The following is a 15,744-nucleotide window of genomic DNA, read 5'->3' as shown; positions in this document are numbered from 1 at the left end:
TAAGGGTATACAGACAAAATGTCAACACAAGGAGATGAATTTTTTTATGTTTGATTATCATCTACATAGTTCTTTTTCAATCGACTGCCCAATCCCAATGGAACAAATGATTGAAGCCGCTATCCAAAAAGGGCTAACAGAAATTTGTTTTACGGAGCACATCGACTACGATTACCCTTATGAAGAATTCATTTTTGATTTCGATAAACAGCAATACGCCACTAAAATCAAGGACATGCAGCAGCAATATGAAGGCCGCATCCGCATTAAAAAAGGTGTTGAAATCGGTGTACAGCCTCATATTTTAGAGCAATACAAGGAGCTCATGGACAAGGAAACATTCGATTTCATCATCTGTTCCATGCATACCGTCGAGAAAAAAGGCTTGCATTTTGGCGAATTTTTCGAAAACAAAACCCTCGAAGAATCATATGGTATTTATTATGGAGAATTATTATACTGTGTCCAAAACTATAAACAATTTAATATTCTTGGACATGCTGATCTTGTCAAACGCTATACGAAACAACATTGTGCTAATCCTTTTCATGATGAACTACGAGAGATTTTCAACATTATCATTCCTGAAGGTAAAGGTATTGAGTTGAATACGTCAGGCGTTCGTTACGGATTATCGAATGGCATGCCAAGTGATGATATTTTGAAGCTCTACAAGCAAAGTGGCGGTGAAATCATTACACTCGGCTCTGACGCACATAAACCAGACGATATCGCCTTCCAATTCCGCGAATCTCTACAATTGCTTCAATCGATTGGATTCGACTATATTACCACGTTTGATGAGCAGCAACCGCAATTTCATGCTATTTCGCGTTTATTATGAATCAATCACGCCATTTATGGAAGTGAGGCTTCTGCTGAATTCAGATAAAAAATGGTCTCCCCTTCTCTTTGAATGAAGGGCGAGACCATTTTTCACATTCTAAATGGTTTGATTCAAAGTAGCAAGTCACTATGAGCATTCCTCAGATATATAAGGAATTTGTCCATTCTCACTAATTCGACATAGAATAATAATTTCCCTTCATAAATGGAAAAAACACATCGACATTAGCCGATGTGCTTCCATATGCCTTATAGTTGTTCCCCATTACTTTCAATCACTTTTTTATACCAAGCAAAAGAATCCTTACGACTTCTTTCTAGCGTACCATTCCCTTCATCATCTTTGTCTACATACACAAAGCCATAACGCTTCGACATTTCGCTCGTTGACATAGACACTAAATCAATTGGTGCCCAAGATAAATACCCCATTAAGTCAACACCATCGCCAACAGCTTCCTTCATCTGTTCGATATGCTTTCTTAAATAATCAATCCGATAATCATCATGGATTGAACCGTCTTCTTCTACTTTATCGTAAGCACCCAAACCGTTTTCTACAATAAAAATCGGTAACTGATAACGGTCATACATATCATTTAATGCAATCCGTAAACCAATCGGATCAATTTGCCATCCCCAGTCTGAAGCTTCTAAGTAAGGGTTTTTCATACTATTCATTAGATTTCCTTCTGTTACTTCTCCCTCTGGTGAAGCAGAGGATAACATGGACATATAATAGCTCATTGAAATATAATCTACCGGATATTGTTTAATGATGTCATCATCGCCAGCTTCTTTGATAACCTGGATATTATTTCCAGCAAAATAACGATCCAAATATTCTGGGTATACACCACGCGCATGTACATCCGTATAGAATAGATTACTTTGATTGTCTTGTTGTGCTTTTAATACATCCAGAGGATTTGGTGTGTTTGGATAGTGACTCATCCTTGCAAGCATGCACCCCATTTGCCCACCAGGAATAATTTCATGTAATTTTTTTGTTGCGAGAGAGCTTGCAACAAATTGATGATGTAAACCTTGATATTTCGCTTGCACGGGGTCTTTTTCTAGATCCGACAAAATACCTCCACCCGTATATGGACTAATCGTAATTACATTAATTTCATTAAAGGTCATCCATAATTTCACTTTGTCTTTGTAACGCGTGAATACCGTTTCTGCATAGCGTACAAAGTGGTCAACCGTTTCACGACCAACCCAACCGTTGTATTTCTCTGTTAAGCCATAAGGTGTCTCGTAGTGAGATAGTGTCACAACCGGCTCGATATTATATTTGGCTAGCTCATCAAACACATCGTCGTAAAACTGTAATCCCGCTTCATTCGGCGTTTCATCATAACCGTTCGGGAAAATTCTTGACCAATGAATGGATAGACGAAAAGCAGTGAAGCCCATTTCAGCAAGTAATGCAATATCTTCTTTATAACGATGGTAAAAGTCTATCCCTTCACGCTTAGGATGACGGGCTGTTGATTCGCCACTTAGTGTTTTCCGTATTTGTTCCGAAGTAATCTCCATTGCATTGTCTTTTGTTCGTTGATCTTTTGGAATATATTCTACAAAGTCAGCTGCTGATAATCCCTTGCCACCTGCATCAAATCCACCTTCAATTTGATTGGCGGCTGTTGCTCCGCCCCAATAAAAGTTCTTTGGAAATTGCGCTTTAAAGTTTGTCATAACGATCTCTCCTCGATTTTTATTTTACAATTGTTAAAACTTTATGATTTAACGTAACATGCTGTGATTGTACGGGTATGACATCTAAATAATTTGCCGTATTCGTAATAATCACAGGCGTTGTTACCCTATAACCCGATTCTTGAATACCTCGAATATCAAATGTGACGAGCTTATCGCCTTTTTTAACGACAGCACCTTGTTCGACATGTGCATCGAAATGTTGTCCTTCCAGCTGAACCGTATCCAGCCCGATATGAATTAGCACCTCAGCCCCATCTTCACTAACTAATCCAATCGCATGTTTGGTCGGAAATAATGTGGCTATCTTTCCATCGAATGGTGCAACAACTACGCCAACCGTTGGCTCAATGGCAACACCTTTGCCCATTACACCACTTGAGAATACTGGATCATCTACGTTTCCTAACGGAATTAGATCACCTTCTATCGGTGTTATTAAGTCATACGTTTCTTTTGATTCACTAGTTGTTGCTTCTATAATTGGGCTTTCTTTTGTACCCTCATCTTTTTTTCTCTTACCTGTCGTACCAAAGATAAACGCTAAAATCGTTGCTAAAATAAAGGATGTACCAATCCCGATAATATACCCTACTGTTGGTGAAAATGCTGGAATGGTGAAAAATCCAGGAAATACAAATGAAAATACTCTTACATCAAACGTCGCAATAATTGCCCCACCTACTGCACCCGATATAAACAATAAAGGGAGCAGTTTTCTATACCTTAAAATTATTCCGTACAGAATGGGCTCCGTCACTCCTGCAAATAGACCTGATAATGTTGCCGCAAAAGATAAGGAACGCAAATCTTTATCTTTCACTCTTAAATATATACCAAAGGCAATACCTATCTGTGCAAATACAGCTGCTCCAGTAATCGGTGCAATCATATCCCCACCGCGTGTGAAATTGTCAATGATAATAGGTACAACACCCCAATGCACACCTAAAATAACGAGGATTGGCCAAGCACTTGCAATTAAAATCCCTGTGAGAATTCTTGATACGCCAAACAAAAATGTAATTGCAGACGCAATTGCTAAACTAATATACTCTCCAAATGGACCAAAGACGAGTGCTGTTAAAGGTACCATGACTAATAAACTCACCATTGGTACAAAGAATAACTGGATTGTATCCGGTGTATATTTTTTCAAAAAACGTTCAAAAGGAGCATAAATCGCCATTGCAATTAATAATGGAAAGACCGTTGATGAGTAATCAGACGCAATCAGCGGAATACTCAAGAAACTAACATCGCCAGTCGCACTTAATAATGCTGTAAAATTCGGTTCCAACAATCCCGCTGCTATTGCTCCACCGACAAATGGATTGGCATTTAATTTCTTAGCTGCCGAAATACCTACAAATATCGGTAGGAAATAAAATACCCCACCAGCTGCTGCATTTAATACGGAATAGGTCGTGCCTTCGACATCTATCCAATTTAAAATTGACAGAACCGCAAGTAATGCCTTGATCATCCCTGCCCCTGCCAATGCAGGAATTAAAGGTGAAAATGTACCCGAGATGTATTCAAAAACCTTCGCCATTGTACCAGTTTTCTGTTTAGAATCACCTTGGTCAGCAGAATCACCACCACTTATATTGTGATTCTTCATAATTTCCGCATGGACTTTCCCTACTTTATTGCCAATAACGACTTGGAATTGTCCGCCGTTTTCTACAACTGTCATGACATCTGGGATATTGCTCAATGCCTCTTTATCCGCCTTACTATGGTCCCCCAGCTTGAATCTTAGTCGTGTTGCACAATGGACAAGCGATTTGACATTGCCTTCCCCGCCAACCAATTCAATAATTTTATTCCCTAACTCTTTATTATTCATCCTTCTTCCTCCTTTTCCAATAAAAAAACCCGAAGAGAATACAAATAAACAGTAGTCTATTTATACTTCTCTTCAGGTTTTGCCTGCCTAACAGTAACAATCCTGTACTTACTATTCACTTTTTTTCCCGATACGAAACCCGATGGATATGAATCATAAAATAAGTTAATTCTTCTTTTGTCATTTCCATCTTATACTGCTTGTTTAGATACGCTTGAACTTTTTCCGTACACTTATAAGCTTGTGGATATTGACTCTTCACTTGCTCGTATAATGCATCTTGGTGATCATCATTTAATTCGCCACGTAGCATTCGATAAGCAAAATAGCGAAGATGCGTGATAAACCGGCTATAGTTCATTGATTCCTCACCTAAATCAATGCCATAATGATACTTCACAATGGTTGTCACATCATTGACAATATTCGTCATTTCCATTGTTTCTTCCATGCCTGTACTATCCTGCCTCGCATTAAATAAATGAAGTGCAATCGAAGCCGTTTCATCTTCCGGCAATCTTACTTTAGTTCTCGCTTCGATCAAATCTAATGCCTTGCATGCGACTCGATATTCCTCTTTATAGAACTTTTGCACTTCCCACATCAGTGCATTTTTGATAGACAGCCCTTCATGTAACCTTGTTAAGGCAAAGTGGATATGATCGGCTAATGACAAATAAAGAGATTCATTTAACTCTGCCTGTAATTCCTTCGTTGCTAGGTCGATAATGTCTTTTGAAAGTGACATGATTTCATATGGGATTTCGTCGAGTAGCTCAGTTAACTTATTGGCAAAGTTTTCTGAGGGCATCGTGAATGTCTTTTCAATTTTTTCGGTATCAATACTGTCACCGATTTTTTTCTGGAATGACAGACCTCTTCCCATAACAACCATCTCAACTTGATGGGCATCTTCCGTTAAAACGACATTGTTATTGAATACTTTTTTTATTTTCATAGGCATCACTTTTCCCCTTTAAAAATTTAAAAACCTGAACTAATCTAATCCATAGAAAATAACATTTTCCATAAATTAAATCAATTCAGGTTTTGCCTGCCTAACAGTAACAATCCTCTGATTACTTCCACTATAGATGATTACGCTTTCTTTTGCAATAGTAAAGTTTACATTAATAGTGCTTTCCGGTAAAAGAGCAGAAATTGATTTAATAATTCCTCTGTAAAGTTTTTCCGTGCTATGTTTTTACTAAGTCTGTCGAACTCAAGAATCTTACTCACAACGGTCGGCGCTTGGGGATGCCTCCGCTGGAGATTCAAAAATTAGTCCACACCTAGTGCTTTGAATGCAGCATCTTTTGCTACTTGTAAAAAGTTTGCTAGATGATCTATTTTAACCATTGAACCACCAACTGTAATATCACCTAAATTAGCTAACATCCTGTTGCCTTGATTGTGGCAGCGTACGCGCACCATTCACCAAAATCCTTCCATCGACACATCATATTCCATAAAAACATCCTCAAACAATGCCTTATCAATCAAATTGCGGTATACACCATCAAAATAACCCGCAAGGTTACGGACCATTTTACGCTTTGTCGCTTGAACAGCAATGTGAAGTGCCTGTATCGCCAGCTGCTCAAATAACTCTCCTTGGTGCTCATGAATGCTAAATTTCAACATGCGTAATGATAGTGCACGATAAATACCGAATAATTGGCGGGCTAAAGAACTGTCACCAATTGTTGTTGACAATGGATTTTTCATTCTTCCAAACAACTTAGTTGGTGTAGATATCGGCTCCGCAGGATACGTATCTGTAAGAGTATTGGTCTTTATGTTTTTAGATTTAGAAGAAAAATCTTCAGCTTCGGGAACAAGGTCCTCAGCCTTACTGTCACAAGGGTTGTCCGCTGCTGTCGGCGTGGTCAAAGTCGACTGGTCATCAAAGGGTAAAATAGTGTAAATGTTAGCGCCTAATCCGTTCATAACAGGGCGAATGTAGTGGATACGCTCGATAATTTCAAGCTGTTCCAACTTTCGAATCGCGCGGCGCACGGTGACGTTTGATTTGCCAATTGCATCCGCTATTGTGTCATGCTTTAAGTGAGCAGCACCGTATTTTACAGAGTAGCGGCGAATCATATCCAGTACAGCGCGATCTGTTGGATTCATCTCATTCCAATGCTTAATAACATGACGGCGTGCAACCTCGTCCATATCCTGTGTGTTTGTGAAATGTGCGTAGTCTTTTAAGTACGTTGTCATAGTGGTCATTCCCCTTTATTTTTTATATAGAGGGAAATGGAGCAATCGGATACATCATTTGATTGAAAGAAAAAATATTTTTTAGTGCTCTCATAGCTTCAAATCTGAAATCTGATTCGGATTTCAAGGTCATAATTCAAATTTGGGCTGTTATCCAAACTCCAAAATAAAGCTATCGGATTGTGTGTTCATTTACAACAATCTCCTTTTATTCACTCTTGGGATATGGTGTTGAAAAGGGAGAGGAAGGGGGTTCATTATCATGGCTAAACACAGTAAATTCGCATCTAAATCATGTTATACTACAATTATCAGAGATGGTGTGGCATCCGATGAGTGAACGGGCACTACGCCGGATTCCATTGGAAAAATTCATGGATTTGAAGGTGGATTACAGCTTCAAACAATTATTTGGCAGCGAGAAAAATAAAAAGATAACAGTTGTCTTTTTGAATGCGATTTTACAGCGTACGGGTCGTCAGGTAATTAAAGAAGTAGCTTTTACAAGCCAAGAAGTTGGCGGAGAATACCATAGTGATAAGCAGTCGCGATTGGATATTTTAGTGAGAACGCAAGAAGATGAACTTATAAATATTGAAGTTCAATTAGCTAATCAATATGATATGGTGAAGCGAACATTGTACTATTGGGCACGTGTGTACAACTTACAACTTGAAAAAGGCAAAGGGTATCATACGTTATTGCCAACGATTACGATTAACATTTGTAATTTTGGCTTGTTTAATCAAACGGAAAAATTCCATAATATTTTCCATCTGTGTGAACGAGAAGAAAAGTTTCGTATGGATGATGTTATGGAGATTCACTTTATTGAAATGAATAAATTTATCAAACAGTGGTATGAAAAGAAGTTAAAACCTTGGGATGATGTTCTTGCTAGATGGCTGTTATTACTCGGGATGGTAGATGGACGAAAAAAGAAAGTCTACAACGAAATTTATGAGGAATTGGAGATGCTGGCGATGGAGGACAAAAATTTACAGGATGCATTTGGAGTTTGGCAGGATCTTAGTCGGTCTCGGGAAGAGGTATTGGCTTATGAGTCACGTTTGAAATACATTATGGATGAAGAAGCTAGGTTGGACGATGCTAAGTATTTTGCCGAAAAGGAAGGACATCAAAAAGGGCTTGAGGCAGGAAGAAAAGAAGGGATAGAAAAAGGAATAGAACAGGGTATTGAAGAGGGCATGAAAAAAGTGGCGAAAAAAATGATGAAGAAAGGAAAAAGCAACGAAGAAATTATGGAGCTGACAGATTTAACTTTAGATGAAGTTGAAGCATTAAGAGCAAATAACGCTAATCATTAGTACAATCCAAGTATATTTTTTATATCGCATGTAGTGCAGCGCCTGGTTTGGTCACCAGGCGTTTTTTTATTTTTAAGCCAAGAGAAAAAAGCGATGATTCGTGATTGAATCACCACTTTTTCTACTGACCAACTATTATCCCCTATCTGCCCACAACAACCGTCCTCACCAACGCAAGGCGCTCTCGCAACACTGACTTCGCCTCTACTACTTTCGGCGTCTTAGCCGCGACTACATCGGACTTCAAATCTAAAATCTCCGCAATCCTCTGTGCCCTTGCTAAGTGAAAATCGCTTGAAATAATCGTGATGGAATCGACATCAGACGGTAGCAGTTTCTTCGAGTAAAGAAGGTTTTCATAGGTTGAAGTCGATGCATCTTCTAGTATCAGCCGACTCTCTTCAATGCCATAATCCATTAAAAACCGCCTCATTGCTTCCGCTTCACTCATCGGTTCATCCGAGCCTTGCCCGCCCGATAAAATCAGTGTCACATGAGGATTTTCATCGGCATAAGCTATTGCTGCATCCAAACGATAACGCAAAGACAACGACAAACTATCTTGTTTCACCTTTGCCCCCAACACAATTGCATAATCATTTGTGCCGTCTGCTACTGGCTCCATACCTGCTTCTATCCATTTCCCCGTTCGCCACCAGCCAAAAATGCCGACAGCAACCACTAGAAGGCATGCTAGCAGAATCATTTTCTGCGATACTTTCATGTAATCACCTCTACCTCCACTGCTTTTTTCTGTAATAAATCCAAGTAAAACGGATCCTTGCCAATGGCATATACCCGATCGCAGACGTTTGTAATTTCATCCATATCATGCGATGTGTACATAATCATTTTCCCTTGGTTTTTCGCTAGGTTATGCAAATACGCTCCGATTTCCGTCTTCGATTTCAAGTCGATGCCAACTGTCGGTTCATCCAATAATAACAATACGGGATCATGTAGTAAGCTAATAGCCAAATTCAATTTACGCTTCATACCACCTGACAAAAACTCGACACCTTCCTTCCAGTGTGTCAATTGCATGTCCAAGCATAACTGTCGACACTGTTCTCGTGTCCGCCTTTTCCATGATAGCTTTTCAAAGAACAGCATATTTTCCTCTACCGTAAATTCATCCCAAATTGAAATATCTTGTGGGACATAGCCAATCTTCTGCCGAATTTTCTTGATGTCCGTTCTATAGGAAAGACCTGCTAATTGAATATCTCCTTGTGTTGGTCGCATCACTGTTGCCAATAATTGTAGCAACGTTGATTTACCTGCACCATTTTCCCCAACGAGTCCGATAATCTCCCCTTGTTTCATTTGAAAAGACATATTATCGATAACTGTCTTGTCTTTATATTTTTTCTGTAGCCCAGACACTTCAAGCATACGATTTAACTCCTTTCCATAACCATATGGTGAATAAAGCTACTAATACTGTAAGCCAAACAGCCGGAATCATTCCACTCAATAATGCGTGAACTGGACTGAGTGCTTCCAGCCATGGCCACTTCCGCGCCAGCCCCTGAAGCGGTACAATCGCCCCGCCAACCACTGCGAGTAACAGTGCGATTGCTATACCACTCACATAGTACATGAATAATTGTTTGGATACACTAGCTAGCAAAAAGGCGAGCAAATTGATCGTTAGTCTGAAAGTGAAAAGTGATATGACAACTGGAAGCGTAATTTTTTCATCAAATAAATTCAAGAAAATGACTGCGGTAAACAAGTCCACTACAACTAACAACAGCGTATACAGCACAAATGTACCTATTGCATATTGGCCAAATGACATCGATGTAAATTGCCACCGTGAACGAATAGCCACTCGATTTTCTTTCAACACCCAGTCAAACAGGAAAAATACCGTAATCATCGCAAATAACGCCCACATCCCCCATACAGGTACAATTGAAAATGATTGTTCGACCGCTTCACTGTCTTTATCAAAATAAGAAAAGCTCGACTGTAGCAATGACTCATTTTGTTGTCGCTCTTGACTGCTATCGATAATTTCTATGTAATTCCATTCATCTTCCATCTGCGCCTCTTTGAATAATTGCTTAATGACAAATGCTGCCTTCGAGCGAGCGGCATCCTGTTGGGCAAACGACGTAATCGTTTCAACAACAGCCTGATAAGCATAGGAGCGATTCGATGAGTATGCTTCAATCAGCTGATTGCGCCGCCCTGCGAGAATATTATCCGCATAGCCCTCGCGTATAACAAATACACTATCTAATTCATGCTGCTCAAGCTTGTGAAGTGCCATGTCTAACTCCATAAAGTGAATATGTAGAAGTTCTGTGCTTGCAATATTTGCAACCAACTGCTCGACCAGTTCAGTTTGTTCTTCCACAACAAGCGCAATCGGCACCTTCATCTCTTGTTGCCACGCACCTACACTTGCCATTACCAGCACCGTCAATACAATCGGCAATAGCAACCAGCACACTAGACTTTTCCATTCCTTACGCCAGCGCATCAGTCGAGCGGAAACAATTATCGTCATCGGATCCACCTCTCTTTAGCAACCGCCGATATCCACACAATAAGCAGACCGCCAGCAACAACAATAATTAGCGATGTGAAATCCGCATAATTGCGTCCCTCTAGCACAATATCAATCATCCAATTCATACTGTCATAGGAAAAGAAATACGGCAAAACACGCTGCATACCTAATGGAAAGTACAAAGTCGGAATGACTGCACCACTTGTAACAATCATGACGAAAGTCCAAACACTCTGCAAAAGTAAAACCATTTTCTGCGATGAAACCCAAATATCCAGCAACGCGATTCCAAAGAGCAATAATAAAGTATACAGAACTGTAAACAACGTAAACCGTACATAGTCGATGAAATACAAATCATAATGCACAAACTGGCTAACAACACCAAACAGCATCGTTGCATAGATCAAACTGCCACCCAATGCTACAACCACCCGTGAAAAAATGCGTTGCCATAACATCACCCCTGCTAATGTCAGACGTATTTGCATCGCCCGATGTTGCTCTTTTCCTAAAATCATATAAAAAGCAAGCGCCCAAATCGACAAGCTCATAAACCAGCCTGCCAACACGTAATAATGCACAGGAGAAGACGTTGCTACATTTTCCAGCACTACCTTATCCAGTAGCTTATCCTTGCCGAGTGTATATAACGTGAAATCCATAAATTGCTGCAGCATCAACTCCTGCCGCTGTTCTTTCGGCATATCCATTTTTTTAGCATAATCATTGATTGTTAGTATATTGGCCTGCGCTGCTCCAATATAACGCGCCATACTTTCCACTAATTCTTTCACCAAATAACTATCCGTAGGCCTAGCTGGATTTCCAACAATTGGAATTGCCGCAGATTCCCCCTCATACAAATCTGCTGTAAATCCTTCGGGAAATGAAAAATAGGTACTAATTTCATTTTGCACCATCAATTGTTGTGCCTGCTCTGCCGTTAAGGCAATAATTTGAATCACTGCATCACCTGAGGCTACTTCTGCCAACAAACTGCCGAATAACCGCGATTCTTTTGTACCATCCTCATCCACCAGTGCTACACGAATCGGCGAATGCTCGTCAGGCACTAGTAAACCAACTACAAGCCCCAATAATAGGCCTATCAACAATATAGGAAATAGAAAAAGAAGAAGAAGGGTCGCCCACTTCTTCCTCAATTGCTTCGTATATTGCTGCATAAAGAATAATAATCTTCTAACGGAGAGCATACAACCCACTTCCATCCTATTCATTCACACTCAATTACGCCTCGGCGTAATTGCGTCCAGATTTTGAATTGCGCTTATCTAAGTGCCTTAATTTCTGCAAAAAACGCAGAAATACGGCAAATCGAACCCTTTGCTGTTCGATTCGCAATTAACTCCCTTCAAAATCTGTGACATCCGCCGGAGGCTTAACAGGGAGGAATTGAACTTCATTCCTCCTTAATCAGCAGGGAGTTTGAACTCCCTCTGATTGAAATGCTCTTCTGGCATTCATCCCGCCACTTATAGAAGTGGGGGACTTCTGCTGAATCAAGTTAATAAAGTTCGCCTTCAACTTCACCCATCAATTCATAAAACCACTCTTCTACTTTGGGTGCCACTTCTAATTCTATAAAGCTTTCAATCTGCCCTCGATCCATTTGACCAATATTCACAGTACTGTCCGTTTCTTCAGGCATATCTACTTTCTTCACAATTTTTCCTTGTTGTTTCAATAGTAAACTGAACAAGTCTTCCCCTATACCTCGTTCACTAAATTTAAATTCATGATTCGCTATCATGTTATCACTATCATGTGTAGCGTTACCTTGCCAAATAAGAGATGGCTCACTATAACCATCCGTAAAAGCAAAAGTACGGGTAAATGTACGCTTGTTATCATTCAATTCTTCTTTACCTTGATAGCTAAATTCTATATCCTCTACAGAAATAACAATTGAATCATCCGCCTGTTGATCTTTCCATGCTAAATCCCCATTGATATTCATCGTACTTTCATCGCCAAAGGAATCCGTCAAAGCGACTTTATAATCCCATTGTTGGGCTGTTTTTTCTAATAATTGTGTACCTGTCACGTTAACAGTGACCAAATCATCCTCATGAGAACCGATTGTCAACGCAAAGTCCCGTTGAACTATTTGATTAGATTGGTGCCAAATCGTCGATTGAAGTCCATTTGGTATGCTCAAAGAATCCACACCTTCGATTGCTGCTTCAATGCCTTTGTCAAACTCCTCAACAACCATTGCAAGATCACTTGGTGAAAAATCCCCTGCAAATGCAGACACACCCAATTGATCTTTAACGATTTCTTTCAGCTTTTCATCTGTTTGGGCTTTTGTTAATAAACTTTTCAACAAGTTTTTCACTTGCTCTTCCTTAAGATTCATCGTGATTTTCTTAGCTTTCACCTTTTCATCTACTACAAGTATTTCTTCTTTGTCAGTCGTAAAAGCATCCTCTGGAAGCTCTTTTATTAAAAATTCAATATACTCTTTTTCGATATAGGCATTTACTTCTTCCATTGACGAAGAACTACTTTCGAACAGCTGGGGTAATCCCAGATTTTCATTGCCTTCAAAATTCTCATCAAACTCTCTCATCAATTTCCTGAAATCCTTATCGTCAAATCGAATGAGCTCATTCAAAAATGGCAATGCTACAACTAATTTTTCAGTAGTTGCAAAGATTGAACCGAAATCGACAGAGACAGCGCCAAGCTCTCCACTAAATGCTGTTTCAAGCTCCTTCTTCGTTGGATCATATACTTGATTCATAGATAATGTGACACTATTAACGATACTTTGAATTTCCTGCATCATAGGGTCAACAGATGGATCATTCCACTCACCAGACAAATCATACTTTGTTTCTACTGGTTTCTCTTGTTGCACCTTCATCCAATTCAATTCATTTTTATAACGTTCTTCAACTAGCGTACTCATCTCTTTAAAGGTTTCCGCCTCTGCTAAAAAGTATTGTAATTTTGATGATTTGTTCAATAGAAAAAATGCGGATGCACTTCCACCTACTAAAACAAGTACTGTTACAAGTGCAACAATCAGCGCCTTAAACGATTTTTTCTTCACTGCTGTTTCTTCCATCTACTTCTTCCCCCTTACAATCCAATCGTGAATTAGGCCAAAACTTTCCTCTATTCACATTTTTTCATACTACCATAAGCAATACTTTTACTCAAAATTTTTTCGGGAAAATACACCTAACTTTACTAAATGATTAGTAATAACTACTTCATCAATCAGACCAAAAGAATTACGTAGAAAGAACTCCTTACGTTAATTGAATGACGAAATCAGTGTAAATTTAAATAACGTAAAAAACGCCTACACAATAAACAATTTGTGTAGACGTTTTCCTTACCTCAACATATCTTAACTAAGACCATGCGCAACCATCGCATCTGCGACTTTCAAGAAGCCGGCGATGTTGGCGCCCATGACTAAATTGCCTGGATGGCCAAAGCGCTCTGCTGCATCCACACAGCTTACGTAAATATTTTTCATAACAAGATGAAGTTTTTCGTCAACTTCTTCTGCTGTCCATGACAAGCGCATACTGTTTTGTGACATTTCCATTGCTGAAACAGCCACACCACCCGCGTTAGCTGCTTTTGCTGGGCCGAATAATACACTATTCTCTTGGAACAATGCCATTGCCTCAAGTGTACAGGGCATATTGGCACCTTCCCCGATTGCCTTCACTGAATTCGCAACGAGCATCCGTGCAGCAATCTCATCAATTTCATTTTGTGTTGCACATGGAAGAGCGATATCACAAGGGATAGACCAAATGGCTGAACAATCCTCATGATATTCTGCCTGTAAATGATCTTTGGTGTATTCAGAAATTCGTTTGTTCTCGACTTCTTTCAAACGTTTCACCGTGTCTAAGTTAATGCCATTTGGATCATAAATATAACCGCCTGAATCGCTACATGCGACTACTTTCGCACCAAGCTGAATGGCCTTTTCCATCGCATAGGTAGACACATTCCCTGAGCCCGAAACGATAACTGTTTGCCCGTCAAAGCTCAAGCCTTTTTCTTTCAACATTTCTTCTACAAAATAGACAGTTCCATAGCCAGTTGCCTCTTTACGCCCAAGACTACCGCCATGATTTGGATCTTTCCCAGTGAAAACACCAGCCTCATAGCCGCCCTTCAAGCGGTTATACTGCCCAAACATGTAACCAATCTCTCTTTTTCCAACACCGATATCTCCCGCAGGAACGTCTCGATCCGGACCAATATACTTACTCAATTCTGTTATAAAGCTTTGCGTAAAGCGCATAATTTCACGATCCGATTTTCCCTTCGGATCAAAATCAGAACCACCTTTACCTGCTCCAATTGGTTGACCCGTTAAAGCATTTTTGAAAATTTGTTCAAAAGCAAGAAACTTCATAATACTGCTGTTGACAGAAGGATGGAAGCGAATACCACCTTTGTACGGTCCTAGATCGCTATTAAACTGAACGCGGAAACCACGGTTCACATGGACTTTTCCTTGATCATCTTCCCATGCAACACGAAAAGTAATAATGCGTTCCGGTTCTGTAATGCGCTCCAATATTCCATTTGTAATATATTCGGGATGCTTGGAAAAAACGGGGCGAAGGGAGTCGAAGATTTCTCTTGTCGCTTGCAGAAATTCCTTTTCATCTGGGTTGCGCTTTTTCACTAATTCATATACTTCATGAACGTAATCATTTGCTCTTTTTTTATTATCAGTATGAATTGAATCCAATTTAGTCATTCTCGCTCATCCCTTTCATAAAAATTGCTATATGTTAAAGGAGAATCTTAGTGAATCTCCAATATCAATCGAATATTGATAGTTCAAAAAATTTACTTGTTTTTAAATATTATCTCCGAAAATTGTAAGAGATACAACATAATTTTTAGGGATAATCAATAATTATACTATATTGTGTCCTATTTATGTATAAAGAATTAAAAAAATATTTACTTTTCTTCAGACACGGTTTATTATTTAAGTAATCAGACTACTCGCCATAAAGGACAGTTGTTTGAAAATCAATAACTAAAAGAAAGAGGGAGAGAGCTATGAAGATCAGCAAAATTTTCCGAGTATCTATAGGTGGAGTCGTCATGCTACTCATGACCTTCGCTTTCTTACCTGTCCTAGCGTTGAACCCGGATATCGATCTTCTTCAAAATTTCATCAATTATATGAATAAAGAATGATATATGTAAAAATGAAC

Annotated in this window: 14 protein-coding genes; 3 read left to right on the top strand and 11 right to left on the bottom strand. The window is 39.4% G+C overall.

What is annotated here, in order from left to right; translation table 11 throughout:
• Nucleotides 1-46: 46 nt before the first annotated feature.
• Nucleotides 47-844 (top strand): histidinol-phosphatase HisJ family protein, encoded by a 798-nt coding sequence (locus N1I80_RS06945; RefSeq protein ID WP_340737165.1) that lies wholly within the window; start codon nucleotides 47-49, stop codon nucleotides 842-844.
• A 251-nt stretch (nucleotides 845-1,095) separates the two neighbouring features.
• Here the strand turns inward: N1I80_RS06945 and N1I80_RS06940 are convergent, their stop codons facing one another.
• The 5 genes from N1I80_RS06940 to N1I80_RS06920 form a co-directional block, all read right to left on the bottom strand.
• Nucleotides 1,096-2,553: a glycoside hydrolase family 1 protein gene (locus tag N1I80_RS06940; RefSeq protein ID WP_340737164.1), complete on the bottom strand. Its 1,458-nt coding sequence runs from the start codon at nucleotides 2,551-2,553 to the stop codon at nucleotides 1,096-1,098.
• Between the two features lie 19 nt (nucleotides 2,554-2,572).
• Nucleotides 2,573-4,426 carry a beta-glucoside-specific PTS transporter subunit IIABC gene (locus N1I80_RS06935; protein WP_340737163.1) on the bottom strand — a complete coding sequence of 618 codons (1,854 nt, stop codon included), beginning with the start codon at nucleotides 4,424-4,426 and terminating at the stop codon, nucleotides 2,573-2,575.
• Between the two features lie 115 nt (nucleotides 4,427-4,541).
• Nucleotides 4,542-5,384 carry a BglG family transcription antiterminator LicT gene (gene licT, locus N1I80_RS06930; protein WP_340739988.1) on the bottom strand — a complete coding sequence of 281 codons (843 nt, stop codon included), beginning with the start codon at nucleotides 5,382-5,384 and terminating at the stop codon, nucleotides 4,542-4,544.
• Between the two features lie 323 nt (nucleotides 5,385-5,707).
• Complete coding sequence (locus N1I80_RS06925; RefSeq protein ID WP_340737162.1) at nucleotides 5,708-5,860, bottom strand: hypothetical protein; 153 nt, start codon at nucleotides 5,858-5,860, stop codon at nucleotides 5,708-5,710.
• A complete protein-coding gene (locus N1I80_RS06920) occupies nucleotides 5,861-6,655 on the bottom strand; it encodes a helix-turn-helix domain-containing protein (protein WP_340737161.1) in 795 nt (264 codons plus the stop codon).
• Nucleotides 6,656-6,987: 332 nt separating this feature from the next.
• Here N1I80_RS06920 and N1I80_RS06915 point away from each other — a divergent pair, with 332 nt between their 5' ends.
• A complete protein-coding gene (locus N1I80_RS06915; protein ID WP_340737160.1) occupies nucleotides 6,988-7,983 on the top strand; it encodes an Rpn family recombination-promoting nuclease/putative transposase in 996 nt (331 codons plus the stop codon).
• 142 nt (nucleotides 7,984-8,125) lie between these two features.
• On the opposite strand, the gene N1I80_RS06910 is transcribed toward N1I80_RS06915, so the two are convergent.
• The 6 genes from N1I80_RS06910 to gdhA form a co-directional block, all read right to left on the bottom strand.
• Entirely contained in the window at nucleotides 8,126-8,707 is a 582-nt protein-coding gene (locus N1I80_RS06910) for a YdcF family protein (RefSeq protein WP_340737159.1), read from the bottom strand.
• On the bottom strand, nucleotides 8,704-9,378 hold the full coding sequence (locus N1I80_RS06905) for an ABC transporter ATP-binding protein (RefSeq protein ID WP_340737158.1): 675 nt from the start codon (nucleotides 9,376-9,378) through the stop codon (nucleotides 8,704-8,706). The genes N1I80_RS06910 and N1I80_RS06905 overlap by 4 nt, the downstream gene beginning before the upstream one ends.
• A complete protein-coding gene (locus N1I80_RS06900) occupies nucleotides 9,371-10,504 on the bottom strand; it encodes an ABC transporter permease (protein WP_340737157.1) in 1,134 nt (377 codons plus the stop codon). The genes N1I80_RS06905 and N1I80_RS06900 overlap by 8 nt, the downstream gene beginning before the upstream one ends.
• Nucleotides 10,501-11,748: an ABC transporter permease gene (locus N1I80_RS06895; RefSeq protein WP_340737156.1), complete on the bottom strand. Its 1,248-nt coding sequence runs from the start codon at nucleotides 11,746-11,748 to the stop codon at nucleotides 10,501-10,503. Before N1I80_RS06895 ends, N1I80_RS06900 begins: the two co-directional genes overlap by 4 nt.
• A 287-nt stretch (nucleotides 11,749-12,035) precedes the next feature.
• Nucleotides 12,036-13,604 (bottom strand): DUF6583 family protein, encoded by a 1,569-nt coding sequence (locus N1I80_RS06890; protein ID WP_340737155.1) that lies wholly within the window; start codon nucleotides 13,602-13,604, stop codon nucleotides 12,036-12,038.
• A 288-nt stretch (nucleotides 13,605-13,892) separates the two neighbouring features.
• Nucleotides 13,893-15,275 (bottom strand): NADP-specific glutamate dehydrogenase, encoded by a 1,383-nt coding sequence (gdhA, locus tag N1I80_RS06885; RefSeq protein ID WP_340737154.1) that lies wholly within the window; start codon nucleotides 15,273-15,275, stop codon nucleotides 13,893-13,895.
• Nucleotides 15,276-15,586: 311 nt separating this feature from the next.
• Here gdhA and N1I80_RS06880 point away from each other — a divergent pair, with 311 nt between their 5' ends.
• Nucleotides 15,587-15,727 (top strand): hypothetical protein, encoded by a 141-nt coding sequence (locus N1I80_RS06880; protein WP_340737153.1) that lies wholly within the window; start codon nucleotides 15,587-15,589, stop codon nucleotides 15,725-15,727.
• The last annotated feature ends 17 nt before the right edge of the window (nucleotides 15,728-15,744 follow it).

The organism is Sporosarcina sp. FSL K6-3457, from assembly GCF_038007285.1.
Classification (GTDB): Bacteria; Bacillota; Bacilli; order Bacillales_A; family Planococcaceae; genus Sporosarcina.
This window is presented reverse-complemented; position numbering and strand designations above follow the sequence as displayed.